Origin of the sequence: Nostoc sp. LPT, assembly GCF_017115165.1 — a bacterium.
In the GTDB taxonomy this organism is placed as follows: Bacteria; Cyanobacteriota; Cyanobacteriia; order Cyanobacteriales; family Nostocaceae; genus Nostoc.
Genome location: NZ_JABXKF010000032.1, coordinates 183,215 through 209,779 on the forward strand (window position 1 = coordinate 183,215; position 26,565 = coordinate 209,779).

Genomic DNA, 26,565 nt, shown 5'->3' on the forward strand with positions numbered 1-26,565 from the left:
TCCAGCTTTGCACCGGAATCAATATCAATATACTGAGCTATAAACGTAGAAAGTCAGAGCTTCAACTTGCGGCAATGACTTTTTTTCATATTTAAATTCGTATTGCTATCCTAGTATTTCCGGCACTTTAGATACCTAATACCATTTCTTTGTGAGGCTGCACCAAATTTTCTTTCTTCTTTTGTGTCCAACTCTTACGAGACGCTGCGCGTAGCTTGCTTCTCGGTAGGAGTATGCGCCCTACCCTGCTGTCAGCCGCTTTGCGTCTATGCGGTTCGTTCCTTATATAATTTGGCGTATCTTTATACAGAATTGGTATAACACACAAGAATCATCCCTATTTTATCCAAACGCTTAGATGAAGATTTATTCTAATTAGGACTGACCAAAAGACACGGTAAAACATAGAGAATTACTCATATTCTATCGCATCGCCCAGGCATGAGAAAATCAGGTAATACAATCGCAACTGTTGCGATGATGGCACGGAAGGAAAATAAGATGTCGAAGAATTTGAGAAGCCAAATTGTAACGCAAGGGGTGCAGCGATCGCATTGATCAACAACGCTTTCAACTTATTTACTTGAGAAGGCGGTTCGATAAATTAACCTTTTTCGCTATTTTTGCTTAAGTCTTAATAACTATAAAAACAACCAAACAAATCTTAATAGTTTCACATAGGTTTTGCCGAGAGTTATAAAAGAAATTTCCTTATTATTTCTTATAGATATAAAAATCTATCCCTGAAGGTAGTATCATACTCTTGTTATTCTGAATACAGCAAAAATGTCCTACAATCTATGCAATTTCGTAGGAGAGAATCTACTTATTACCTAGCAGCCTACTACTGGAACCTATGAAGATATAAGACACAAGGATATAACATACAGCAGATTGCAACAGGCGTGAGGTACAGATAATCGTAGGGGCACAACGTGTTGTGCCCCTAGCCGTGTACTTACTTCATTTACCTGAAATACGCTGTAACTATTGGCACAATTTTGATGCCAACATCATTAATGCATCCAGTGCTTATAAAATCTTCTCAAGTTTTCAGGCTTAACAGCAAACACCTGTTCTAATCAGGTGTCGTTCAGTTATGTCTTCCACTCGTTATTTATCCATTTATATTCTCGGCGTTGCTCAATAAAAGTGTGAAATTCAAAAATTCCATGTTTGAAACTGTTTTCTTTGGGCTTTTGGAGAAAACCAAATTCATACTCTTAATTAGCAATGCTGTTTTCTAATGGTGAAGTGACGAGGTAATTTTTTTACCCTCTAAGTTTAGGAGAAACTCACTATGGCAACCATTAACGGTACTAATCGCCCTGACAATCTGTCCGGTGGAGATGATTTTTTTAGTTTCGGTGATATCATCAACGGATTTGATGGCAACGATACGATTAACGGCGGAGACACATTCATTAATAACGATACGATTGACGGCGGAGCGGGCAACGATACGATAAACGGCAGAGCGGGCAACGATATCCTCATTGGCGGTACTGGAACCGATAGCCTTACTGGAGGCGATGGCAACGATGTTTTCAAGTTCAACTCAGTTTCTGAGAGTAAACCCGGTGTTTTACGGGATGTTATCACTGACTTCCTTGGAGGTGACAGAATCAATCTATCTAGCATCGACGGCAACTCCACTATAGCGGGCAACCAAGCCTTCACTTTCATTGGGGCTAGCGCATTCTCTGTACCCGGTCAGGTTCGTTATTCAGGAGGTATTCTCCAAGCTAACATTGATCGGAATCTGTCGGCTGACTTTGAGATTCAGCTCGTAGGAGCGCCACAATTAGTGGTAAGCGACATTATCTTTTCTGCTACTGACAATAACAGTTTCAGCATAGGGCAAAGTGGCACAAGTGACGGACGTTCTCCAACTGGCTCTTTTAGTGCGAGCAGTAATGAAAACGGCACAATCTTTACTAGTAGTGTTAACAACAATATCAACTATATTATTAAATCCGGTAGTGGCAACGATACTATTAACGGTGGCGGTAGTGGCAACGATACTATTGACGGCGGTAGTGGCAACGATACTATTAACGGCGGTCGTGGCAACGATATACTCACTGGCGGTAGTGGGACTGATATTCTCACTGGAGGATCGGGTAATGATATTTTCAAGTACAACTCAATTTCTGAGAGTCTACTTTCGTCACGTGACTTAATCACTGACTTTCGTGGAAACGGTAGTTTACCAGGCGATCGAATCGATCTATCTACTATCGATGCCAACTCCACTATTGGGGGCAACCAAGCTTTCAGTTTCATTGGGAGTGGTCAATTCTCCGCACCTGGTCAAATCCGTTATTCTGGAGGTATTCTGCAAGGTAACACTGATGGTAATCTGTCGGCTAATTTTGAAATTCGGCTTATAGGAGCACCACAATTAGTGTCAAGTGACCTCATTCTTTAATTTAATATTCCTGCCTTGAAAGTAAGGTAGGAGGCAGAAGGTAGAAGGCACTAGAGAATGAAAATATTTCTTTACAGCCCTCAGTTCTAGTCACTATTTTCAAGGCAGATATAATTTTGAAGAAAAACTCTGGTACAAAGTTAGAGTGTCTCCAGCTTTGCACCGGAATCAATATCAATATACTGAGCTATAAACGTAGAAAGTCAGAGCCTTAATTTGCGGCAATGGCTTTTTTTCATATTTAAATTCGTATTGCTATCCCTAGTATTTCCGGCACTCTAGATACCTAACACACAAGAATCATCCCTATTTTATACAAACGCTTAGATAAAGATTTATTCTAAATTAGGACTGACCAAAAGACACGGTGAAACATAGAGAATTACTCATATTCGATCGCATCGCCTAGGCATGAGAAAATCAGGTAATACAATCGCAATACAAGTCATGAGGCACGGAAGGAAAAAAGATGTCAGAGAATTTAAGAAGCCAAATTGTGACGCAAGGGGTGCAGCGATCGCCAAATCGAGCTATGCTGCGTGCAGTTGGTTTTAAAGATGAAGATTTCAATAAAGCCATTGTGGGCATTGCCAATGGTTACAGCACGATCACTCCCTGTAATATGGGGATAAATCAACTGGCGCTCATAGCAGAGGTTGGGATTAAAACCGCTGGGGCAATGCCGCAAGTGTTTGGCACAATTACCATTAGCGATGGAATTTCGATGGGAACTGAAGGGATGAAATATTCCCTAGTGTCGCGGGAAGTCATCGCTGATTCCATTGAAACCGCCTGTACTGGACAAAGTATGGATGGTGTGCTAACCATTGGCGGTTGTGATAAAAATATGCCAGGGGCAATGCTGGCGATCGCCCGGATGAATATCCCTGCTATCTTTGTTTACGGTGGCACAATTAAACCCGGTCACTACAACGGACGCGATTTAACTGTTGTCAGTTCTTTTGAAGCTGTTGGTCAATACAGTGCTGGAAAAATTGACGAAAAAGAATTATTAGAAGTTGAAGGTCGAGCTTGTCCTGGTGCGGGTTCTTGCGGAGGAATGTTCACAGCTAACACCATGTCTTCAGCATTTGAAGCGCTGGGGATGAGTTTACCCTATTCCTCGACAATGGCGGCAGAAGATGCCGAAAAAGGCGACAGCACGGAAAAATCAGCTTATGTGTTGGTCGAAGCCATTCGCAAACAAATCTTACCCCGCCAAATTATCACCCGTAAATCTATAGAGAATGCCATCTCTGTGATTATGGCAGTCGGTGGTTCGACCAATGCAGTACTGCACTTTTTAGCGATCGCCCGCGCTGCTGATGTAGAGTTAACTATAGACGACTTTGAAACTATCCGCGCCCGCGTTCCCGTTTTGTGTGATTTGAAACCAAGTGGTAAATATGTCGCTACAGATTTGCACAAAGCTGGTGGTATTCCGCAAGTAATGAAGATGTTACTTGTGCATGATTTATTACATGGTGATAGCCTCACCATCAGCGGTCAAACCATTGCAGAGATATTAGCAGACATACCAGAAGAACCATCTGCCAATCAAGATGTGATTCGGACTTGGAATAACCCGATGTATCCTCAAGGACATTTAGCCATCCTCAGAGGTAATCTGGCAACAGAAGGGGCTGTCGCCAAAATTACTGGGGTGAAAAAGCCAGTAATTACCGGGCCTGCACGGGTGTTTGAATCGGAAGAAGCTTCTTTGGATGCAATTTTGGCGGGTAAAATTCAAGCTGGCGATATTCTCATCATCCGCTACGAAGGGCCTAAAGGCGGTCCTGGAATGCGAGAAATGTTGGCTCCCACCTCAGCAATTATCGGTGCTGGTTTGGGTGATGCTGTAGGATTAATTACCGACGGACGCTTTTCTGGCGGTACTTACGGCATGGTGGTTGGTCATGTTGCACCAGAAGCCGCAGTTGGTGGTACGATCGCGCTTGTAGAAGAAGGCGATAGTATTACTATTGATGCACCCGCTCGTTTATTGCAGTTGAACGTATCCGAAGAAGAATTGGCCCGTCGTCGTGCCAACTGGCAACCTCCGGCTCCACGTTACACTAAAGGCGTGTTGGCAAAATATGCCAAATTAGTATCTTCTAGCAGTGTTGGTGCTGTGACAGATTTGGACTTGTTTTAATTAACCTGACATGATCTGAACTACCTACACTGGCCGCTAGGTACAGTGTGGGTAGTTTACCTGAAACAGCAAGAAGGCTTACACGCTCACCTGTACTCAGGGAGCGTGTTGAGATGAATTGCGCGTGAGGTGAGGAGTGTAGTCTGACCATATTTGAGCGTAGCAAAAACCGGAAAGACTACGACGACGAGACGAGCAAAATATTTTGTCTTCAATTAGAGACGCTATTGGTGTTGACCTAGGGTTAAAAACGTTTGCTATCACTTCTGAGGGTTCCAAATATGACCTACCTAAAAAACAATTAGCAAAACTAGAACAGAATAAAAAGGGTAAACAGCGTAAACTAGCTAAGAAGACAGATAAAACTTCTAACAAGCGTCGGAAAGCTAAACGAATAGTAGCCAAAGTCTCTAGCAAAATCGCTAGAGTAAGAGTTGACTTTCTACACAAGCTATCTCGCAAAATAGCATACGAAAACCAAGTTGTTTGTGTAGAAGATTTGGCAGTTAAGAATATGGTTAAAAATCCTAACTTGGCAAAATCGATAAGTGATCAAGGATGGGGAATGTTCCAAACCATGCTCAAATACAAAGCTGAGAAATTTGGACACACCTATCAAGAAATTGGTCGTTTCTTCCCATATTCTCAACTTTGTAGCGAGACTCTACTTGCCAATCCCAATGTTGCAAAAAGGTTATGATTCATTGGGTGTAAGGTTTGTAGACTGTCCCCACTGCCAAAAGCAGCATGATAGAGATATTAACGCTGCAATAAATATTAGAAATGAAGGTTTGCGATTATGGGCGTTAGGAACTAGTGCTTCTGCCCTTGGAGGGGATGTAAGACCAAAGTCATCAGGACGTAAAAAATCCATGAAGTCCGAGGCAATCCCCCGTGAATTGGGAAGCCCACACCCAATAATACTCAGATGGGTGTTGGGTAGTTCACTCTAAAGTTATACCTCTCCATTCCCTACCACCTTGACTTATACATGGGAAATATGTATAATCGCGATCAAACAGAAGGGGAGTAGCTGCTGGCAAAAAATATAAAAGCCAGTACATCTGAATCAACATACTGGCGATCAGCCTGGTTCAGGTGGCAAATAATCAATATTTGAAAGCGAGACCTTCACTAAGTTCACACCGAAAAGTGTAAACTTGGTGAGGTCTTTTGGCTCTCATCAAGCTTCACATCGGTAAACGATTCTTCAGGAGCTTGAGAGAGTGTTAACAGCTTTTACCGCAGGTTTATTACTAATTACAGTTTCCGAATTAGGCGATAAAACATTTTTTATTGCTGTGATTTTGGCAATGCACCACCCGCGGCGGCTGGTATTTATAGGTGTGACAGCTGCTCTAGCCGCGATGACAATCCTTTCGGTGATATTTGGACAAGCGGTATCTTTGTTGCCAAAAGTTTATATTCATTACGCCGAAATAGCTTTATTTATTGCCTTCGGTATCAAGCTGTTGTATGACGCTAGTAAGATGTCCACTGCTGCTTGTGATACAGAAGTTGTAGAAGAAGCTGAGGCTGCGGTAAAACAAGCAGATTTGCAGTTACCAAAGCAAAAGACTTCCTTAGCAATTGTCGTAGAAGCCTTTGTGTTGACATTTATGGCAGAGTGGGGCGATCGCACCCAAATTGCCACTATTGCCCTAGCAGCAGGCAATAACCCCATTGGAGTCACAATAGGTGCAATTTTAGGACATTCCTTATGTGCTGCGATCGCAGTTATCGGCGGCAAAATGATTGCCGGACGCATTTCTGAGCGTCAACTCACCTTTATTGGCGGATGCTTGTTTTTAGTCTTTGGTGTAGTTGCAGCCATTGAGGGAGCGTGAGCGGATGAGGGGGATGAGCAAGAATAATAATTGTTTGTTTGCTTCCTTTACTCCCTGATCTCCCTCATCTCCCCCTGCTCCCCCTGCTCCCCTGCTCCCTACTCCCCGCTCCCCATTACTTAGAAGTATTTCCCAATGAAGGCACGGGAGATGCAACAGGATTAGGTGTCGGGGAAGCCGTTGCTGCCTTTTTAATTCCGTCTTTATACTTAGCAGGTGCTAAAGCTGTGGCACTCTCAAATAAAGGTTTTGCATCTGCGTCTTTGCCCTGTTGTTTCAGGAGCATCGCTTTTGCCACGACGGGGCGAAAATCCTTGGGATCTTTCTTAATTGCCTGGTCATAAACAGAGCTAGCTTGAGCGTAACGTTTCTGGGAAGCATGAACAGAACCTAACAACACCTGCACGGCGACTGTATCTACACTTCCAGGCTGAATTGTATTTGCTTGGGCTGCGTTAGAGAGGGTTTCTTGCAACAAACCAATGGCTGCTTCGGGGCGTTGTTGACTAATCAATAGAGCCACCATTCCTTGCAAAGCCTTCAAATCGCCTGGTTTCGTCGACAAAATCGAGCGATAAGCTTGAGCGGCTCCTTCGCGATCGCCAATTTGCTGTTTGGCTTGAGCTAGTAACACTGAATATTCTGACTGTTCGGGATTCAGCTTTGCTAGCTTTTCTAGGGGTTCAATGACAACTTGGATATCAGCTGGTTTAACCTCACTTTTATCTTTTTGACTCAGTAATTGCAGCCGTGCCTGTAATAAGCCCTTAAGCGCAGTCTGATTTTCTGGTTCCCTTTGCAAAACCTGTTCATAACCCCGTACTTCGTCTTCCAGTTTTGATTTTTGGTCAGCAGAGGGCAAACTACCTCTGGTATTAGCGGTATTCTGACTTGAGGGTGGCGTATTATTAAATGCTCCAATTATGGGAATCACCGAAACACCCACAAAAGCAAGAATTGCCACTGCTAAGACTACTTGAACTATCCAACGATTGCGCGGTTGAGACACAGTTTTGTCTTTCTCCTGAACTCTAATGACATTATCATTTACACAAATCGTAAAGTTAAAAATTTCCAAAACTTTGCGGAATACCGCCAATTGCCTGTGAATTTTATAACAATTAACTATCCACACTGCTAAAGTAAGTGATGACTTTAGGAGGAGCCGTCAGAATTGTACCTATGATATGCTTCCGAAACTAGTGTAAAGCCGCTAAATTAGACATTTAGTGTTTATACATTAAATTTAGCGCCTTTAGGATTGTATAGAGTACCCTAGTGTGATTTTGTGAAAAGCCAATATACTTTCATCAGTCGCACAAATGCTCTTTTCAGCTGCCTTTGTAAAATCCCACAATGGGATGTGTCTGTGCCGCAAGGAGTTTTTATGAATTCCGACCTGATGCCGTTGCCTGAATCTTCCAATTCTTCTGCCTCTAACCAGGGCCCAACTAACGTAGAGGCAGCCGCTAATGTTCACATAGCAGCCCAGTCCTCTAAAAAAGTTGAAAATTTGCCTGTCAACTCCAGTGAGACTGACTCAAATGGGAACTTGATTAATCGCCAGCAACCGATTCCGCCTCCCAGCGAACCGATGCAGTATCGAGCGATCGGGTTAGTCCGGGGTCGCTATCATGCTAGCAGCGAACAATTTACTCAAGGTACGCTGCTGACCGCAGATGGTGTAGAACTCAATGCCGTCCTCCTAGGGCGGATTATGAGCTTAGTCAAGAATCATCTAGACTTAAAAAAAGAACACTTGTGGGTAGTATATCCACGTACCAGACAAGAAAATGATACCTTGCACATCCAAATCGTCGGAGTTTGGGAGCCAGAAAATCTCGCTAAAAACTCAACAGATGAGGACGAATCGGATTTTGAGTTGCAAGAGTTACAGACACTCGATGATGGCTTATCCGAGAACTCTGAACTAAGTACAACTGCCCCCAAACCTTCATCAGAAGTTGCAGATGGTGGTTTTTCTGTTCGTGGTGAAGTAGTATACCAATCTTTTGATGCTAAAAGCTTGGTAGTCAAAATTAGGCAGGCTCCACGCAAATCAACTGACAAACCAAAGTATTTTAAGTTGAAATTGAGGGGTGTGCTAACTACCAAAGCAGTGGGCAAATTCTGGGACTTCCAAGCCAAGCGAGAAGCTGACGTTTTGGTAGTAGAAAAAGCTGAGGCAATCGCTGATTTGCCCAAAAAACGCAAACCACCATTTAAAGGTGGGCCTCGTGCTGGCAGTGGAGGTGGTGCTGGTGGTAGAAAACCATTCCCCCCCAGACGCACTGGCGAAACTCCTCGCCCCATCAAGAAAACAAGTACAGGCGGCGACCCCTCAGTGGTGTCAAAACCTATACCAAGAACGCCCGCTCCTAAACCCATCAAGCGACCGAAACCGACTCAAGAGTAGGGAATGGGGAGCAGGGGGAGATGAGGAAGAAAATTTATCTTGTCCTCCTCATCCTCCTCATCCCCTCAAAAATCCGTCCGACGGTCTTGGGGTAGAAAAGATCGCTCCATCGGAATTGGAGAAACTGGTTCTGTAAGGGTAAACGTACCTGCTTCGATCCACTTTTTCAACTCTAGAGCGACTTCTCTAGAAAAAAACAAACTCGCTAAGGGGGCAGAGCGTACTGCTTTGCCCTCTATGGTGATCCGCCCAGATTTGAGTTGGGCGTAACTCACTAAACCAAAGGTGGGACGGACGCGCCGGGGAATGGAAAAATCTACTATTGGGGCTACTAAGTCTTGATCTTGGACGGCACAGTGTTCAATTACTTGTTCATTTAATACAGGTAGCGGTACACCAACCCCTAACATTAATGAGGGACCATAACTTTTGAAGTAACACCCCCGCACCCAATGAGCATCCATTTGCTTGGCATCACCAATTAAAGCTAAAGTGGCAGAAGGCCCAATCGGTGTACGATTAGCTAAACGCTTTTGTAAGGGGAAGTGCTGAGTGCCTTCCCAGGCGACATATCCAACACCACCGCCTAAAAAAATTCGAGTACCTATACCAACAAGTTGCAAATCGGGGTCGTTGAGTAAAGGAGAAATAGCACCTGGGTTAGAATAAACAGCATTCCCCAGACGCGGTTGTAAAGGGCCGAGATAGGTGAAGAGGGGGCGATCGCCACCATTTACACCAACAATAAAATTTTGATAAAGATTGCGCGGATTGAATAAATAAAACTGATTAATTGTGTCACTAGTAATTGTAGTTTCAAAATTTGCTCTGGGGTAACAATCTGTTACTTGTCCTTGCGCTTTCACGTGTATAGATTTACCAGCGATTAAATCTTCGATTACATGACCGCCACCACGTTCTCGCACTTCTTCCCCATCTGTCGTCTCCACAGCACAACTCGCACCCAAATATAAATCTACTGCCCCAAAACCAGAGTATGCTGGCACGCCATCTAACCAACAACGGCGAATTTTTATCGGGGGGTCAGTATGTCCTAGATTGATAATTGCACCACTTGATTCCATCGGCTCAAAAGTACCAGTGGTAATTACGTCAACTTCTTTAGCAGCTTTAGTAACACCGATTTCTACAACTCGTGCTTTTAATTCTTCAGTTGTCAACACCACTGCACGTTGGCGCTTAATTTTCTCGTTAATTTCTGCAATTGTTCGCATCTTATCAGTGCTTACGCTTCCTGGTGAGTGGGGAATGGGCAGAGACGCGATTAATCGCATCTGATTTTATTGCTACATTTGACCAAAAGGCAAGTCAGGCATTAGAATATTTTATTGTTCAAGTGAACAATATTCATCTCAAGCAATTGCAACAAACTAGTGAGACGCAATCACAGAAGACAGAATTTACTTCATCGTAAATGAGTCAAACAAAGCAGAGGTAACAAACCAGAACAAACAACATCTGATTAGCTAATTGTGTCTATGCTCATGGTTATTCTTTCAAATAGGATTTATTCAGACTTACTCAAAAGTATGAGATCCCCAACTTCTTAAAAAAGTTGGGGATATTATTGTTTTTTAACTCCAGCAATCATTATCCCAATCGCTTCAAAATTTGCAAGACTTCACATAACTTATGTCATTGAGTTTTTGGCTTTCCAGTTATTATTGTTGCCATCTAATGGCTCTTTGAATGGCTTCTTTCTGTAATTTTTTTATTAATCTAAAGTGGAGTTAATACCTCACCGTTCGCGCAATCAAGGATGAGTTTGGTGAAATAGATTGAAATAAGGGAGAGTATCTAAACAGGCGATCGTTTTTGGCATCCCTTGTGTCAGAAAGAAAGTTGTGTATAGTGTAAAAGCCTAAAAGTAAATGTAATAAATTGCACATTTACCACAAATAGATACACTGACTTATTCGAGTCTTCAGTCCACAATATCAACTCGCTTTAATGTAGCAGTCAATTCTGCCATAAACTTAACAAAGACGCGAACTTTAGCTGAGAGATAGCGTTTTTGCGGGTACAACACGGCGATCGCTAATCCAGTTTGGGGTGGGTAAAATTGCAAAATCGGTTGCAGATCTCGCCGTGCGATCGCTTTCGCGGCAATAAACTTAGGCAACTGAACGACACCTGCTCCTCCAATGACTGCCTCTAAAATGACTTCTGAATTATTGAATCTCAGATAGCTGCCTCCGAAAAGCTGCCAGATTGAGCAGAGCGCATAAAAATCATCAGGTTTTTGAGCTTGCCCATTCTCGCAATCGCACTTTTGAATTTTTTGCATAACTGTTTTGAATTTTAACTACTTTTTCTTTTTTTCTATACAAGCTACTGTTAGGACAAAATAAAACTTTCAAGACACAAACAGCACTAAAAAAAGCATGACACAGCCAACAGCAGAGCGGCTCATCTTAGTCACTGGGGCCACAGGTAATCAGGGCGGCGCAGTGGCACGTCATCTGTTACAACGCGGTAATTTCACGGTGCGCGCTTTCGTGCGTGACCCCAACAAGCCTGCTGCTCAAGCCCTTCAACAAGTGGGTGCAGAACTCGTAGTCGGGGATTTCAGCGATCGCGCTTCCCTTGACCACGCTTTGCAAGATGTCTATGGCGTTTTTTCATTGCAGACTTTTCTTAAAGGCGGATTATCAGCCGAGATCCGAGATGGCAAAACCGTCGCAGACGCAGCTTCATCGGCGGGTGTCCAGCATTTCGTCTACAGTTCGGTAGGCAGTGCTGAACGCAACACAGGCATTCCGCATTTCGACAGCAAGTTTCAAGTCGAAGAGTATATTCGAGCCATCAGGTTGCCCTTCACGATTTTGCGTCCAGTTTTCTTCTTTTACAACTACGCCTCGTCGATGCGCTCAATGGTTGAGCAGGGAACGCTGCCCCTGCCACTCAGTCCCGAAACAAAATTGCAGCAACTTTCTGAAGAAGATTACGGAGCAATGGTCGCTGAGGTGTTTGATCGTCCCACTGAGTTCTTGAGGCGCGAAATCGAAGTTGCCAGTGTAGAGATGACCATGTCGGACATCGCTGCTGCGTTCAGCCACGTTTTAGGAAAACCCGTCGAGTATCAACAGATTCCGTTTGAAGCATTTGAGCAGCAAGCTGGGGAGGAAATCACCCTCATGTATCGCTGGCTTGAAAATGTCGGCTACGGGGCGAATCTAGTGCAGTTAAAACACGATTTTCCAGCACCGACCGACTTTGAATCCTATTTGCGCGATCGCGATTGGGCAAAACCAGCCTAAAGCACGTTCGCTGTTGGGTCGATAGATAGGACAGTGATTTAGAGTCAAGCAATACAGTGTTTACCCGAAGAAAACTGTACAGTGACTTTTTTTATTTGTCGTGGTGCCAAACTAATGTCATAAGAGTACAAAGCGTGTCTGTTTTAACTTTTAGCTTCGAGTACGTACAGGGGATGAACACATTTGCATCAACCTAACCACTGGAAGTGTGTAGCGACCAGACTTGCGAGCAGGACACAATTTGTCTTAATGCCATATAATTTGGCACTGTACAGTAATACTATTTAGTTAAGGTAAGAGATACGATCTAGAATTTTCATCAGAGAACCATAACTAGAACCGTATTGAAAATCGAGCGACTAATCTTATTTTTTCAAGATATCATCATCAATCGAGGGATTCTCATTTATATCTGGATTTTCTGGCGTCCAATTATCATCTGTTCCAGGAGATTCAGAAACTATCACAAACTCAGTCTCTTTTCTATTGTTATTCCCCCATTCATCCAAAACATCTTTAATTAACACTTCTTGCAACCAAATTTTAGCGACAACAGTTAGAGGTAGTGCTAGAAATAATCCTAAAAAGCCAAAGAAAGTCACGAAAAATAGCTGGGCAATTAAGGTTATGGCTGGCAGCAATGATACTTGATGCGCCATGACAACGGGCGTGATAAAATTACTCTCAACCTGTTGAATGATAAAGTAGAGAATCAAAACAGCGATCGCTTTCCAAGGTTCATCCAAGAAGGCGATCGCCATTGCTGGGATTACACTCATCGTTGGCCCCAGATTGGGAATCAAGTTAAAAAATCCCGCCAAAACCGCTAAAGCAAGTGCTGCCTTAACATGCAAAATTGATAAGCCAATCAGACTCATCACCCCCACTACAAAGATGGCAATGAAAGCGCCTGTAATCCATCCCTCCAAAGAGACTTCACATTTATCTAAAATTCCATCTACCCGCCGCCGATAAAATGAAGGGAAAAGCCGCACAAATACTTTGCGGTAAGCCACGGGGTCGGCTAACATCATTCCTGTTAAAACCAACACTAGCAAAATCTTGAGGACGACTTCTAAAGAACCAGATACAAAAGCAAAGGAGTTTCCCAGTAGCCGATTAACGAAGGGTTGTACTTGTTGAATGAGGCTATTGATATCTGGGATGTAAGGAACTAACTGGTCAGGAATACGAGTTCTCAGGGCATCAAGCCAACTATTAAAGCGTCCAAACCCTTTAGGAACTTGATAGGTTAGTTCTTGAAACTGCTGGGCAAATGGCGGCACAATTAGCCAGAAAAAACCCACGACACCTGCGAAAAAGATAGCTACTGCTAAGAGGACGGCGAATCCACGCCTCATCCCAAACCTTTGGAAGCGTTTCGCTAGCCGATTTAAGGTGGTGGCTAACACAACTGCGGCAAACATTAGCAAAAGCACTTCTCGAATTTGCCACAAGATGTATAAAGAAAGAACTATGGCGATTAAGCCGATCCATTGACCCAGGTTCACAGGCTAACTCCCAACGGTTGGCGAGATGCAATTTTATTGTAATTAAGCTAGGTTAGCTGATTTTAGGAACTTGTGCGTAAATGGTTTGAGTTAATTTTGTTTTTGTGCTTGAAATCGCCACAGTAGAGCGATCGCTACGAGCGCAATCGGCAACAATACTATAATCAACGCGTTGCTTGCTGTCGCCGGAATTGGTAGACTTGGCCCTGCATACTTAATCAATACTGATAACAAAGCTGAGAGTAAAAGCAGTTTTAGAATTAATCCTAGTTGATTTTCCATAAAAATATGGCAATACAGATTTTTGTGGTAGGCACAAATTTGCGCTGTACCGTCTAGTTTCTACAATAAACCCACAGATACAATCCTTGTAGGTTTCACAAAAATATAATTTCGAGTACCTGTCAGAAGCGAAGGATGTGAGGCGCGATCGCTAATGAACTTTGTAAATGCTGTCTGAACCACAGACAGCATATTATACACTATTAGAGCTATACAGAAAGTAATCAAAGCAGACTTTCAGTAATTTCAATTAAGCACAAATAAATGCAGAGTTCTAGCAAACTTTATTTACTCCGAACTAGCTCAATTCTATATTTAGCTTTGATCAACTCAGGCAATTATATCAAAAAATTTTTCACTCTTACTTGAATATATTTATGATTTTTAGGTACACGTTTAGCTATATATCTTAAGAAAGCAATCTGATAACCAAACTTATATTTAATTGCAGAAAATATATTAGACTTGACTTGGTTATCTAAACCTTTGTCTAGGTTTTTTAACTTTGATACTTCACGATGATATACAGGATGCTCTCCCCAAACGCAGGCAAAGTGTACAAGAGCAGGTGACACCATCTGATTGTATTTTTTAAAAGTAGATTGACCTTTAATCACATCTATATTAAAAGAACCACGAAGACCAATAGGTGTTCGCATCATCTGACCATTATCTTCAAACATACTTTGATTGTGTAGCATCATCGCTAGGCTAAAAATACGTTCATCATTAGGGCCATCACCACGAAATTCACTAATACCTAGATTTCTCCAATCTCTTGAAAATTCTAGTGCCGTTTCAAAAAATGCCTTAGCAGTATCGTTTTTTTCAAAATAATAGAGACCTCCATTAAATCTAGGTAGTTTTGTGATATTAAATCGTTTGAGTGTATCATCTACATCAATAAACTTATCTTTATCGCCTGCTTGAAGATATACATTACCTGCCACACTAAAACTTCTACCTTGAAAATCATCAAAAATCAAGTTAATATCCCTTACTGCTATGCAATCACTATCAATGCAAAGTGTATATTCAAATAGGGAATAATCATAAACATGAAGCTTTTGTTTGACGTTAGAACCATATTCTTTTCTAAGGTCTATAACATAATCATAAAGTTCGAGTAACTCTTGATCGTTTTGATTGTCAGTAACAATAGCACGCGGAACATTTGGTGAATGAAGACGCAGAGAACGCGCTAAGGACTTTGCCATTTCGAGATAGTAAGATGCTCCATAAGCATAAGTGATAATGCCACGTTGTGAAATAACCATTGTTTTTATTAATTAACAGTATCTAAGCTTGATTTATCTAGCCAAGTTATAAATTAAACACTAAAGTAGAGATATTTAATAATATCAGCCCAGCTTAAACTTTATATAAAGTGTTCATAAAATCTAGTCTAAGTTTTATTTAAATTTGTATAAACATACCTAGTTATTTACCTTTATAAAAATAAATATATACAGCAATAAACAACTAATAAACAACACAGATATCGAATTTTATATTCATCCAACTCTAAAATTGAATGTAAAAAATAGATTTTTATTACATTGATTAACTTGATATTGAAATCATTGCCAGAAACTAGCGCGATCGCTGGTAGCATACTTACTGTTAGTCTGGCTTTGCTGGTAAACACAAACCAGTAGGATGCGTTACGGCGTTAAGCCTGAAAAGTCAGAATCCAGCAACTTTACAAAACGCTTTTTTACGTCAAACTCAACCAGCCAAAAACTTGTTCAACAGTCAGTTCCAATTGGATACCCTCAAGAATTGGTAATTTATCAGCACCTTCGTATAATTCCAATCGCAGTCCAGGAAAAATCCCCAGCACACTTTCGTCTTCTGGGTTGATTAACCAGCTTAGTTTAGTACCATTGCGTGAACAATGCAATAATTTACTCAATACTTTTTTTAACCTTTGCTCTGGGGAAAGAATTTCAATTGCCCAGTCGGGATGAATTTCAAAGCGATTAACAATTCTGCCAGATGGAGTTTTAGGAATTCTATCCCAGCGAAACACAGAGACATCAGGGACGATCGCAGCGCCGCCAAAAGTGCAACGTAGTTCTGGGAAAGCGTAAGCAATTTTTTGGCTTTTAGCTATGCCGTTAATTGTTTTGCAAACAGTAGTTTGGAGTAAGCTATGTTCACCTTGAGGCATTGTTTTTTGAATTATTTCCCCGTTGATAAAGTCTGATGCTGGTTCAGTTTCTGGCAGTTTGAGGAAATCGTCTAAAGTTAGTTGGGGTTGACTGGCAATAGTCATAACTGAGTGAAATAGAGGGGATGGTTTAATTATGGGCGAACTCGCAAAGCGCCCGCTGGAGGCAGAATATAGTTTAACTAAATGGTACTAAAATATAAATTCCACTTAAGATAAGCTGAACCAAAGTAATGATTAAACCGGATCGTATAGATAGAGGATTTAAAATAACTACTAACCATACGAAAGCAACTTCAATTATAGTTGCTCCAAAAACTTTCAAAATATGTCTAGCTATTTGAAATAAAGAATAATCATAATGTAATGCCAGGCTGTTGCTTATTAAATAGAAATGTAAATCTACACTTGACCTAAGCAAGATAAGATTTAGTCTAATAATTACTATCGTTGACAGTACAAAAGCAATGAATTTAAATAATATATTTTGAAGTCTCATATTTTTTGATAAACTCAATCCATCTTTACTTGCAGTACCCAAGAGCGATCGCTGCTCTGGTTGCTATGTAAGAAATGCTGTTAGCCAGTAGGTGTATTATTGTTTTAGCGTAACGCACCATTAATAATAGCGATCGCCTACTCTTAAAGCTTGCTACGCCTTGCATTCTTCGTTTCTGACAGGTGCTAGAAATTAAAATTATATTTTTGGGAAACCTATGAGGCGATTAACTTGGACTGATACATCAGGAAAAACTAGGGGGACAATAGAAGCACCGCCAAAAGTACAAAGCAGTTCTGAGAAAGCGTAAGCAATTTTTTGGCTTTCAGTTACGTTATTAATGACATTGCAAAATTTAGCCTGTAGTCGGCTATGTTCACCTTGAGGCATTGGTTTTTGAATGATTTCCCCGTTGATAAAATCTGATGCTGGCTCAGTTTCTGGCAGTTTCAGGAACTCTTCTAAAGTTAGTTGGGGTTGAGTTGCGATCGCCATAAGTAAATACCATAGAGGGGAATATCTTCAATTATGTGCATTAGCGATAATCAGAAGATATCTTCATGTCAAACTCAGCCAACCAAAAACTTGTTCCACGGTAATTTCTAATTCGATACCTTCAAGAATGGGTAATTTATCAGTATCTTCGTATAATTCCACTCGCTGTCCACTAAACACTCCCAGCACGCTTTCATCTTCAGGGTTGATTAACCAGCCTTCAGTACCATTGCGCGAACAATGCAATAACTTACTCAACACTTTTTTTAATCTTTGGTCTGGGGAAACAATCTCAATTGCCCAGTCGGGATTAATTTCAAAGCGATTAACAATTCTGCCAGATGGAGTTTTAGGAATTCTATCCCAGCGAAACACAGACACATCAGGGACGATTGATGCACCGCCAAAGGTGCAGCGCAGTTCTGGAATAGCTATAGCAGTTTTCTGATTTCTCACTAAGCCGTTAATAACTTCACAAAAATTTGTCTGAATCAGACCATGTTCGCCTTGAGGCATGGGTTTTTGAATGATTTCTCCGTTAATAAAATCTGATGCTGGTTCGGTTTCCGGCAGTTTGAGAAACTCGTCTAAAGTTAGTTGGGGTTTCCTTGCAATAGTCATAAGTAAATAGCATAGAGGGCAATATTTTAATTATGTGCGTTAGCGATGATCGCCTATAAAGTCAGCCCAATTGCACCAGATGTAGAGACGTTGCAATGCAACGTCTCTTGAACGGATACATCAACCCTCAACCTGCCGCAACTCCTCCAACTCCTCTGGTGTGAGGGGATTATTTCCGGACTTCAGTGCTTCTATCCAGCGTAGCCGTCGCTGCTTCACATCATTTGAAAAATCAAGTGCGCCACTGTCTACAGCAGCTTGAAAGTCTTCTAATGCCCCTGCCAAGTCGCCAGTCAAAACTCTAGCCAGCCCTCGACTGTCTTGGCTGGCTTTATTATCAGGGTCTAAGGTAACGGCTTTTTCACAGATTTTGAAAACACCTTGAGCATAACCGTGTAAACAGCCAACCCAGCAAATGCTATTTTGAAATTCAGTAGAGTTTCTCAAACTAGGGTCAGATATTTGGGCTTGCTTGAAAGCTTCCTGTGCTTCTTTAATTTTGCCTTCTCTCACCCAACTGATGCCCTGACTCAAAGCAAACGCAGCCGCAAAAGCTGAGTCTTGCGCCAACTTTGGAGATACGCCTACTGCTTTATGCAATTCCCTAGCAATAAGCCATTTTGTGTTGCTGTTCCATACAATTACTTTGAGGTTGACACTGCTGAGGTTGGCGTTGCTAAGGTTGACACTACTGAGATTGGCACCGCTGAGGTTGGCACCACTGAGGTTAGTGCCGCTAAGGTTGGCACGGCCGAGGTTGGCACCACTGAGGTTGGCACCACTGAGGTTAGCACGGCTAAGGTTAGCACTGACGAGGTTAGCACTGATGAGGTCGGCATTACTGAGGTCGGCATCGCTGAGGTTGGCATCGATGAGGTTGACAAAGTTAAGGTCAGCATAGCTGAGGTCGGCATTACTGAGGTCGGCATCGATGAGGTTGGCACCCCAGAGGTTAGCACGGCTAAGGTTGGTACTGATGAGGTCAGTACTGCTGAGGTCGGCATTACTGAGGTCGGCACGGCTGAGGTCGGTACCCCTGAGAAATAATCTTAAGTTGCTATTAAAGGCAAAGACACTCAGGCAGTGACTATAGCCGATAATACGGAGCAAGCGTTCTAAGTCAAACTGATCGGTGTCAGGTTTACCGCAGGGTTGAAAACTTATTTTGTCTTTGAGGTCGTCTTTTGTTTGGGCATAGCGATATAACTCAAAAAGCAAAATCATCACATTCAGCCCTGTACATACATCCACTTGTCGCAATCCCAAGTGATTTTCTCGCTCTGGTAACTGCTCCCGCAATTGTTTTTTTTTCATCTGAGGCAGGTTTACATCGTCTGCATCAATAAATTCCCCATCGCACCAACGAAAGTAGAAATCCTCTAATCTTCGGAAAAGTTGACACAAGCGTTCTACATCGTGAAATTCTGAACTCTCAGCCAACAACCCCATCAAATATTCCACAATCTCAGGCGTTAAATTCCCATACCCGAATAAATCGTAAATCTGCTTATCCATTACCTCCGTGGTAATAAAGTCACGCTTGCTTAACTTCGTTGTCCAATCCACAAAGCTTTTGAGTAACCGTTCCGCGAATAAAAACTCGCTAAAACTCTTGTGAACAAACTCTACTGAACCGCCTTTATCACCGGAAGCTGGTTTAATATAAAATGCCGTCAACAAATTATTGAGTAGCTTATCTTGTTGATTTTTTTGGGAGGCATTCTCCTGTCTGGCATCCTGAATTAACTTTGCAGCTGGGTTGTTGCTGTCTTTGAGCCGTGCTTCTAACATCGTCACTCTCGCAGATTCATTCCCAGACTGCACCACACACAAAGCGGCTTCCGTGAGAAACTGCCGTAAATCCTCACTCTCTAATCCAGTCAAGCGGGAGTTATCATTCTGATTTTCACTGTCACGCTGTTTTTCTAGTACCCACTTCACCGATTCGTCATAAATGCGGATTTTTGCCTTAATAGCGTCTGCGCCTGCAAATATTTGGACATTGAGACGGTTCTCTCGGTGCATCTGTGCCAGTAAATAAAGCAGTAAAGGTTCTCGTGCTAGTTTATTTTTGACTTCATCAGGGCAAGCCTGCAAAAATTCTTCAAACTCACTCTTGTTAACTTGAGCCGCAATTGCCCATTTTTCCAGCCATTTTTGCTGAATTGAGTCATCCATTGGCTGAAGTTCGACGCGCTTCAAGCTTTTGGTTTGTGAAAGTAGCCGCTCAATTCCTTGTAGCGCTAGGGGACGACCAGTAATCAAAAACTGATGACGGCAAAGGGGGTTTTTCTGAAACTGTTCCACCTGTTCCAGAAATTCTTTTAAGCCGCCACTGGCTCGTCCTTCTAGTAATAACTCGTCAAACCCATCTAGTAAAAACAAAAAGCGAGTACTTTTATCTGTCAGCCAGCCTGAATCACTGGTGACAAAATCAACGAGTTTTAAATCGTTCTCTAAAGTATCAGTTAAGTTATCTTTTAGTACGCGCAAATCTCGCAACCGAATCAAAATTGGGGTAAAGCTAGGATGTAATTCTCGTCGTACCCAATCGGCAAACATCCGACAAAAGACACTCTTACCCCGTCCGGCTTCGCCCTGAATAAACAAAACTTGTTTGGGTTTTGTATCTGGGTCATTCAGTATTCCCTTAACCCACTCTTCCAATTCAACATTTGCATTGTCTTTGGCATCCAGTTCTTTGACTTGCAAAGGTACATACAAATCCCGAAATGTAATATGGGTTTCATCAAAAATGTTTTCTTCTGGCTTTGGTTTAATTACTTGTTCTAAATAATCTTCGATATTTAGATTTTTCTCTAGCTTTTCTTTTCCTCCGGCGCTATACCACTTCCAAAGTTTGTCCGCTTTATCTCCGACTTCTACCAATGCGTCTTGCATATTTTCATCGGTGTGACGCGCCACCCTTTCAGTGAAAGTTTTTGCTTCTGCCTCGGATAATCCGGCTTCTTGCAAGCGTTGCTGTAAAATCTGATTAAATGATTCTGCTAGTTGAGATTCGTGAAAATAGAGAATAGCTTTTTTCACTTCCCGCGCATCAAATTCTTGCTCACCTAATTTATGAATCTGGAAAGCTAAAGTCTCAGAAGCTTCACGGTTTTGATCAATTTTCTGAAGTAATTCTGAATCTTGTTTGAGAATATCCTGAAAGCTGTCTATGTAGGCAGCCTGACTGACTAGTAGCACACAGTTTTCTAAACTTGGCTCTTTGTGGGTTGCATCAACAATGAACTTCAGGATGGTAATAGCGACAGGTGCAAAGGGAATCACTTCCTTGGTAATTTGACCCAGAGGAGAATTAAATACATCTAATAGCGACGAAATCTGTTCTACATAAGGTTTGAAGTTTTGAACATTGGGTTTTTGCTCTTTAATTGCTTTTGCCAAATCAAGCACGGCTTTCGCAGCTTCGGCTCCAGTCTTTGTTGCCTCTACGCCTTGTCCCCAGTTCAAATCCTGAATGTTTTGCAAAAACTTCCAGAGTTTCGTCATCGCCATAGACTATTCTCCAACAGCATCAATTTGGTAAAAAGGTAGTTGTATAAAGCTTCTCGTTTGTATGCAATAGATTTTGACCTCTCTCCAAACCTCTCTCCTAAAAGGAGAGAGGCTTTGAAATTTACTCCCCAACGCTAGTAGGGAAGGGGTTGGGGGTTAGGTCTGCATTAAAGTTAACCAATAACCGCTATATTACTTAATTTATAGTCAACCAGCTAAAAACTTGTTTAACTGTCAGCTTTAACTCGGTATCTGTGAATGTAGACAACTGATAAGCTATTGTATATAATGTCACTCGCTGCTTGGAAACGCTGTTAGCAGAGTTTTAAGTTTCACACAGAGGCGCAGAGGCGCAGAGAGTTTTTAAATTTTGTTGTTCACGAGTATTAAAGACTCTCGCACGAGTATTAAAGACTCTCCCGCGAGTATCAAAGACTCTCGCACGAGTATTAAAGACTCTCCCGCGAGTATTAAAGACTCTCCCGCGAGTATCAAAGACTCTTGCACGAGTATCAAAGACTCTCCCGCGAGTGTCAAAGACTCTTGCACGAGTATCAAAGACTCTCCCGCGAGTCTTAAAGACTCTCCCGCGAGTATCAAAGACTCTCCCGCGAGTATTAAAGACTCGTCAACAGAATTCAAAGACTGGATAATTACGAATTACGAATTATCATTAACTTCGTTGCCAAATTTTAATCGTCTTATCCAAACTCCCGCTAACTAACATCTCACCGGAAGCTGTGAAAGCTAATGCTGTAACTATATGAGTATGACCTGTAAACGTACCCAACAATTCCCCGGTTTGTAAATGCCATAATTTGATAGCTTTATCAGCACTACCGCTAGCGATAATTTGTCCATCGGGACTTAATGCGATCGCGTATACCCTATCTCGATGTCCTTTAAGAGTATGAAGTAATTCCCCAGTCTCCAATTGCCAAACTTTAATCGTTTGATCCCAGCTACCACTCACGAGCAGTTTACCATCTGCACTGATTGCTAAAGAACAAACGATGTGAGAATGACCCATGAGGGTATGCAGTGGTTGTGTATCTTTTAAACTTTTGATTCCCGTCTGGGGTGAGGTGCGCCAAACTTTGATTTTGCGGTAGCTACCTGTAACCAGAGTTTCCCCGTCTCGACTTAAAACTAGGGAATGAGCAGCTGTATCATCTAAAGAAAGGGCGATCGCTACCTGACGTTGCATCAAATCCCAAAAGAGAATTTTTCTGTCATCTCCGCCTGTCGCTAACATTCTGCCATCTGGAGTAAAGGCAGCACACCGCACTACCCCATTATGTTTGTGCAAAATATCTATCAAGTCTAAAGCCCCTACGTGCCAAAGCTTAATTGTCGAATCTGCACCACAACTCACTAAAGTCTGTCCATCTGAACTAAAAGCTAGGGAATTCACTTCATCCACCAGCCCAGATATTACCCAAGGATACTCTGATAATGTCTCTATTAATTCACCCTTGCTTAAATCCCAGAGTTTCGTCTCTCCACGACTACCACTGGCCAATATGGGTAAGGCTTTACTATTGTTGTACCCAGAACTGAAAGCTAGGCAATTAATGCCTCTGGTATGTCCTTGCAAAGTCTGCCAGTATTCCCAGTCACCGACTATATCCTTGAGACAATGTTCTGATGGTAGAGTCTGTATTGTATGTGCGATCGCTCTCTCATTTATTACTGGCGACGTGTCTTTTTTACCCATAAGTGATTCTAAATACCAACTCAACCCCCCTGCATATAACAAATTACTCGGAGTGACATACAATTTTGGTTCGCTAAATTCAAGTTGATTTGTAGGTAAAAATCCCGTTATTATGCTTTGCTTCTCGTAACCTAAATTACCTGTAGATGGATAAAACAAACACAGAAAAATTAATACTTGGTGATTTTTTAAATCTTCTTGAGTAACCGACCACCTAATTTTGTCTTTCTTAATACCATTAAAACTTTCTCCATCAGCAACGTAAACTTGAACACTTAGCTGAGGACGATCTTTGAGTATATAAGGAAACTTACTTTCGCCACCCAAATTTCCCTCATCATCTAAAATCATATTTTGCAAAGTATCCTGTGACACCTTTTTTACTAACTTGCCCAAGCGTTCAGTTATTACTCTGTCAACAATATGCTCCCGTAAAAGATAATCTTGGGCTTGTTGTTGGAAGTATTTGGGAAAAGGTATCGTCCAGTCAGGAGGCTCAGGATATTCCGGCGGGGTCGGCGGCGGATTTTTAGCGAGAACTTCTGCTTGTTGGCGAGAAAGTTCTTGGAGTTTAGCCAAAGGCTCCCCCCAAAAAACCATAACTTCAGTGTGACAACCTTTAACTTGACTTTCTAGCAAAGATAAGTCATAAGTTTTAGGTTTTTTCACACGTTGAAGGAAGTCAGTTTGTTGAGCTTTGAGTAAGCTAATCCAATCCATCTGCATTCCTGCGGCAAACTATTGCATACCTAAGATAAGCTATACAAATGCAATTACTCAAGTTTATAACCTTAGTTAATTAAAAATTCAGTAATATTAACAGTCTAATAAAACACAGCCATTGACAAATGTTTCCGGGAAGACAGATGGATAGTACTTACACATTTCATGAACTGATGCAGTTGCAGTATATAGAATTAAATGATGTCAGTCAATTCTAACGGAGATAGAGAGCAAGATACTGTTTCCCTCAAAACAGTTATAGCCGCAAAGGAAAGTTTAATGTGAGAGGGATTTCAAAGGTTGCCGTAACCTTAAGTCAAAAAATCCCTACACAAAAATAACGTAGTACAGCACGGCAAAAGTAAACCACCCATCCAAAATCAATGAAACCCTTGCGGTATAATAATTACGAATTACGAATTACGTTAGCGTAGCGGGGCGTAGCCCATTACGAATTATTTTAACCTTTGCGTTTTGGTTGTCTAGGTATATTACTGACATTAGAGGAGTCACCAAAAGTATCCCTTGCTTCGATCTGTTTAATTTTCATTTGCAAGTTCAAGTCATCACTGCTAACAATTGTTTCTAAATTCGCTAATCTTTGCTCTAGCAGTTCTATTTGCTGCTGTTGCAAATAGTTAGTTTTTGATTTTTGCTCATCAGAACGCCAAACAGCAACTGTACCGACAGCTGCGCCACCAATAGCAACTAAAGGAAGAATAGCACCGCTTCTAGTAACGGCTGACAGGGGGACGCAAACTCCGAGAATGGCTACTGTAATTACCCAAATTCTTGTGGTGGCAGATAATCTGACATCTTGATATTGTTCTAGATTGGGTTGAGATTTTTTAGCCATAAGTAAATCCAAAGAAAAGTTATTGCTAGATTGGCACAACCGTTTACTAAAATACTTCCTACAATTGGGTTAAGTATAATTCTTCTACTAATATTTTTTAATTACCAGTAGGTAAACATAATTCAACGTAAAATGCCAACCAGTGAAATGATTTTCCTGACTCCTATACAGACGCGATTAATCGCGTCTTTACTGCTGCCTTTTGCTTTCTACTTAGTTACTTCGTTATTTTAGATCATTAGATTTTACTTGCAAGGAACAGTTGTACACTGAGAGGAAGATTTCCTTAAAGTCATAGTCAAGAAGGTACAGATGACAGTTCGTGCTTTTTTTGAAGCTGCCAAAGTTGAGGGTGTCCAGTCACCTTACGATACCATTCACCTGAAAATTCTCTACCCAGCACAGATACCGGATCAGCTAGAAAAAAGTACCAAAATTAAGCCAGCTAATCCAGAAAACGCACCTTTTCCAGTAGTGATTTTATTCAACGGCTTGAACTGTGATGCTCAACAATACCAATGGCTAGCGGTTAAACTCGCTGAACGCGGATTGGTAGTGGTTCTGTTTAATTGGATTACCGAAAGTCTACCAGGCGTAATTAGCCTCACACCTGGGATTGATTTGGAAAAGATGAAACCCACAATTTATCGTACTGCTCCCACAGCTTCGGCTTTGCCAGCACTCCTAGCTAAACTCGAACAGTTACAAAATCAGGGAGTTTTAGCAGGAATGCTGGATTTACAACGAATCATTCTCAGTGGACACTCTGCAGGTGGTATAGTATCTATCCAAAATGCTGACCCTCGATTTTTCCCTGGAGTTGCTGCATCTTTTTCTTATGGCGCAACTAACAGAGGACTTTTAAGAATCGGGTATGAACCAGGAACTATCTTAGCTTTACCAGATTCTCTACCAATGCTACTGATGGGAGGAACTCGTGATGAATTCATGGTTAACAGTACCGAACTCTATGGTTTAAGTCCTGGGGATGCTACTACCCCAGTTATACGTACATTTCAAGAAGCAATTACTGGGGGACGAAATGACACCTATCTAGTAATTTTAGAAGGAGCAAATCACTTTTCGATAGTTGATCAGCCAGACTCCACTACACTTGGACCCTCTCTCGACTTAGAAGCTACTCAATCCCAAGAAAACTTGCGTTTGCTGATGGGTGAAATCATTAGTTTGTTTATTGACACTCATGTTCGCCACCAACCAGAAGCATCTCAGTTGCTTGAGCAATTATTAAATACTGTCAATCCTCTGATAAAATCCTTTGAGCGTAAATAGTTAAGTTTATTATGACAAGTGCATCTTATATTTTTCTAGCTGGGGCAAGTCGCGGTATTGGTCGAGAAATTGCTCAATATCTCACAGCGCAACAGCTAAAGGTCAAAGCACTCCTGAGAACAGCAACTGTTGCTAGTGAACTAGAAGGAATCGGTATTGAAGTAGTTCAGGGAGATGCCTTGAATCTTGGCGATATAGAACGCGCAATGGTAACAGATGAACCTATTCACACCGTTATCAGTACAATTGGCGGTTTACCATCAGATGTAGAAAGACCCGATTACCCTGGTAATAGAAATCTGATCGATGCAGCAGTTAAAGCTGGGGTGCAAAAGTTTATTCTTGTATCTTCCATCGGTGCTGGCAATAGTGTTGTTGCTGCCTCACCCCAAGTTTTAGAGGTATTGGGAAAAGTTTTAGCTGAGAAAGACAAAGCCGAACAACACTTAATTGCCAGTGGACTCACCTATACAATCATCCGTCCTGGTGGACTAAAATCAGAACCAGCAACGGGTAATGGCGTTTTGACTGAAGATCCGCACATTATTGGTAGCATCAATCGTGCAGATGTCGCGCAGTTAGTTGGTCGCAGTTTAAATAGCGATCGCGCCAATAATAAAATATTGTCAGCCGTAGACCGAAATATGCTGTTTGGGCAAAGAGAATTTGCAGAATTTAGTTTAGGTTAGTGCCCCAAAAGCTTCTTCTCAATGCCCCATGCCCAATGCCGAATGTCCAATGCCCAA

20 protein-coding genes and 2 pseudogenes are annotated in these 26,565 nt (G+C 41.8%); 9 read left to right on the forward strand and 13 right to left on the reverse strand.

What is annotated here, in order from left to right:
* The first annotated feature begins 1,300 nt into the window (after positions 1 to 1,300).
* The 4 genes and pseudogenes from HWQ58_RS07610 to HWQ58_RS07625 all read left to right on the forward strand — a co-directional run bounded on the left by HWQ58_RS07610 (position 1,301) and on the right by HWQ58_RS07625 (position 6,433).
* Positions 1,301 to 2,431: a calcium-binding protein gene (locus HWQ58_RS07610; RefSeq protein WP_292859827.1), complete on the forward strand. Its 1,131-nt coding sequence runs from the start codon at positions 1,301 to 1,303 to the stop codon at positions 2,429 to 2,431.
* A gap of 469 nt (positions 2,432 to 2,900) precedes the next feature.
* Positions 2,901 to 4,586, forward strand: coding sequence for a dihydroxy-acid dehydratase (gene ilvD, locus HWQ58_RS07615; protein WP_292859830.1), 1,686 nt, complete (start codon positions 2,901 to 2,903; stop codon positions 4,584 to 4,586).
* Positions 4,587 to 4,797: 211 nt separating this feature from the next.
* Positions 4,798 to 5,539, forward strand: a pseudogene (locus HWQ58_RS07620) (transposase); the annotation flags it as partial.
* A gap of 273 nt (positions 5,540 to 5,812) precedes the next feature.
* Entirely contained in the window at positions 5,813 to 6,433 is a 621-nt protein-coding gene (locus tag HWQ58_RS07625) for a TMEM165/GDT1 family protein (protein ID WP_292859833.1), read from the forward strand.
* 115 nt (positions 6,434 to 6,548) lie between these two features.
* Here the strand turns inward: HWQ58_RS07625 and HWQ58_RS07630 are convergent, their stop codons facing one another.
* On the reverse strand, positions 6,549 to 7,442 hold the full coding sequence (locus HWQ58_RS07630) for a tetratricopeptide repeat protein (RefSeq protein ID WP_292859836.1): 894 nt from the start codon (positions 7,440 to 7,442) through the stop codon (positions 6,549 to 6,551).
* A gap of 378 nt (positions 7,443 to 7,820) precedes the next feature.
* Between HWQ58_RS07630 and HWQ58_RS07635 the strand changes: the two genes are divergently transcribed.
* Positions 7,821 to 8,849, forward strand: a complete 1,029-nt coding sequence (locus tag HWQ58_RS07635) for a hypothetical protein (RefSeq protein WP_292859839.1) — start codon at positions 7,821 to 7,823, stop codon at positions 8,847 to 8,849.
* Positions 8,850 to 8,914: 65 nt separating this feature from the next.
* Here the strand turns inward: HWQ58_RS07635 and HWQ58_RS07640 are convergent, their stop codons facing one another.
* On the reverse strand, positions 8,915 to 10,084 hold the full coding sequence (locus HWQ58_RS07640) for a homocysteine biosynthesis protein (protein ID WP_292859842.1): 1,170 nt from the start codon (positions 10,082 to 10,084) through the stop codon (positions 8,915 to 8,917).
* Between HWQ58_RS07640 and HWQ58_RS38375 the strand changes: the two genes are divergently transcribed.
* Positions 10,075 to 10,284: a hypothetical protein gene (locus tag HWQ58_RS38375; protein WP_366837530.1), complete on the forward strand. Its 210-nt coding sequence runs from the start codon at positions 10,075 to 10,077 to the stop codon at positions 10,282 to 10,284. The genes HWQ58_RS07640 and HWQ58_RS38375 overlap by 10 nt on opposite strands.
* A 510-nt stretch (positions 10,285 to 10,794) precedes the next feature.
* On the opposite strand, the gene HWQ58_RS07650 is transcribed toward HWQ58_RS38375, so the two are convergent.
* Positions 10,795 to 11,157 carry a LysR substrate-binding domain-containing protein gene (locus tag HWQ58_RS07650; RefSeq protein ID WP_292859845.1) on the reverse strand — a complete coding sequence of 121 codons (363 nt, stop codon included), beginning with the start codon at positions 11,155 to 11,157 and terminating at the stop codon, positions 10,795 to 10,797.
* A gap of 97 nt (positions 11,158 to 11,254) precedes the next feature.
* Between HWQ58_RS07650 and HWQ58_RS07655 the strand changes: the two genes are divergently transcribed.
* A complete protein-coding gene (locus HWQ58_RS07655) occupies positions 11,255 to 12,130 on the forward strand; it encodes an NmrA/HSCARG family protein (protein WP_292859848.1) in 876 nt (291 codons plus the stop codon).
* A 365-nt stretch (positions 12,131 to 12,495) separates the two neighbouring features.
* Here HWQ58_RS07655 and HWQ58_RS07660 read toward each other — a convergent pair whose 3' ends face one another.
* From HWQ58_RS07660 to HWQ58_RS07705, 10 genes and pseudogenes are all read right to left on the reverse strand, one after another.
* Complete coding sequence (locus HWQ58_RS07660; RefSeq protein ID WP_292859851.1) at positions 12,496 to 13,641, reverse strand: AI-2E family transporter; 1,146 nt, start codon at positions 13,639 to 13,641, stop codon at positions 12,496 to 12,498.
* A 90-nt stretch (positions 13,642 to 13,731) separates the two neighbouring features.
* Positions 13,732 to 13,923, reverse strand: a complete 192-nt coding sequence (locus HWQ58_RS07665) for a hypothetical protein (RefSeq protein ID WP_292859854.1) — start codon at positions 13,921 to 13,923, stop codon at positions 13,732 to 13,734.
* Positions 13,924 to 14,261: 338 nt separating this feature from the next.
* Positions 14,262 to 15,200, reverse strand: a complete 939-nt coding sequence (locus HWQ58_RS07670; RefSeq protein ID WP_292859857.1) for a hypothetical protein — start codon at positions 15,198 to 15,200, stop codon at positions 14,262 to 14,264.
* A 440-nt stretch (positions 15,201 to 15,640) separates the two neighbouring features.
* A complete protein-coding gene (locus HWQ58_RS07675; protein ID WP_292859860.1) occupies positions 15,641 to 16,201 on the reverse strand; it encodes a Uma2 family endonuclease in 561 nt (186 codons plus the stop codon).
* A 419-nt stretch (positions 16,202 to 16,620) separates the two neighbouring features.
* Entirely contained in the window at positions 16,621 to 16,761 is a 141-nt protein-coding gene (locus HWQ58_RS07680; protein WP_292859863.1) for a hypothetical protein, read from the reverse strand.
* Positions 16,762 to 16,829: 68 nt separating this feature from the next.
* Positions 16,830 to 17,090: pseudogene (locus tag HWQ58_RS07685) on the reverse strand (Uma2 family endonuclease); the annotation flags it as partial.
* 63 nt (positions 17,091 to 17,153) lie between these two features.
* Positions 17,154 to 17,711 (reverse strand): Uma2 family endonuclease, encoded by a 558-nt coding sequence (locus tag HWQ58_RS07690; RefSeq protein WP_292859866.1) that lies wholly within the window; start codon positions 17,709 to 17,711, stop codon positions 17,154 to 17,156.
* A gap of 120 nt (positions 17,712 to 17,831) precedes the next feature.
* Positions 17,832 to 21,230: a pentapeptide repeat-containing protein gene (locus HWQ58_RS07695; RefSeq protein ID WP_292859869.1), complete on the reverse strand. Its 3,399-nt coding sequence runs from the start codon at positions 21,228 to 21,230 to the stop codon at positions 17,832 to 17,834.
* 673 nt (positions 21,231 to 21,903) lie between these two features.
* Positions 21,904 to 23,673 (reverse strand): WD40 repeat domain-containing protein, encoded by a 1,770-nt coding sequence (locus tag HWQ58_RS07700; RefSeq protein WP_292859872.1) that lies wholly within the window; start codon positions 23,671 to 23,673, stop codon positions 21,904 to 21,906.
* A gap of 457 nt (positions 23,674 to 24,130) precedes the next feature.
* On the reverse strand, positions 24,131 to 24,526 hold the full coding sequence (locus HWQ58_RS07705; protein WP_292859875.1) for a hypothetical protein: 396 nt from the start codon (positions 24,524 to 24,526) through the stop codon (positions 24,131 to 24,133).
* Between the two features lie 312 nt (positions 24,527 to 24,838).
* Between HWQ58_RS07705 and HWQ58_RS07710 the strand changes: the two genes are divergently transcribed.
* Both HWQ58_RS07710 and HWQ58_RS07715 read left to right on the forward strand, forming a co-directional pair.
* Positions 24,839 to 25,819, forward strand: coding sequence for a dienelactone hydrolase (locus HWQ58_RS07710; RefSeq protein ID WP_292859878.1), 981 nt, complete (start codon positions 24,839 to 24,841; stop codon positions 25,817 to 25,819).
* Between the two features lie 11 nt (positions 25,820 to 25,830).
* Positions 25,831 to 26,508, forward strand: a complete 678-nt coding sequence (locus HWQ58_RS07715) for an SDR family oxidoreductase (RefSeq protein WP_292859881.1) — start codon at positions 25,831 to 25,833, stop codon at positions 26,506 to 26,508.
* The last annotated feature ends 57 nt before the right edge of the window (positions 26,509 to 26,565 follow it).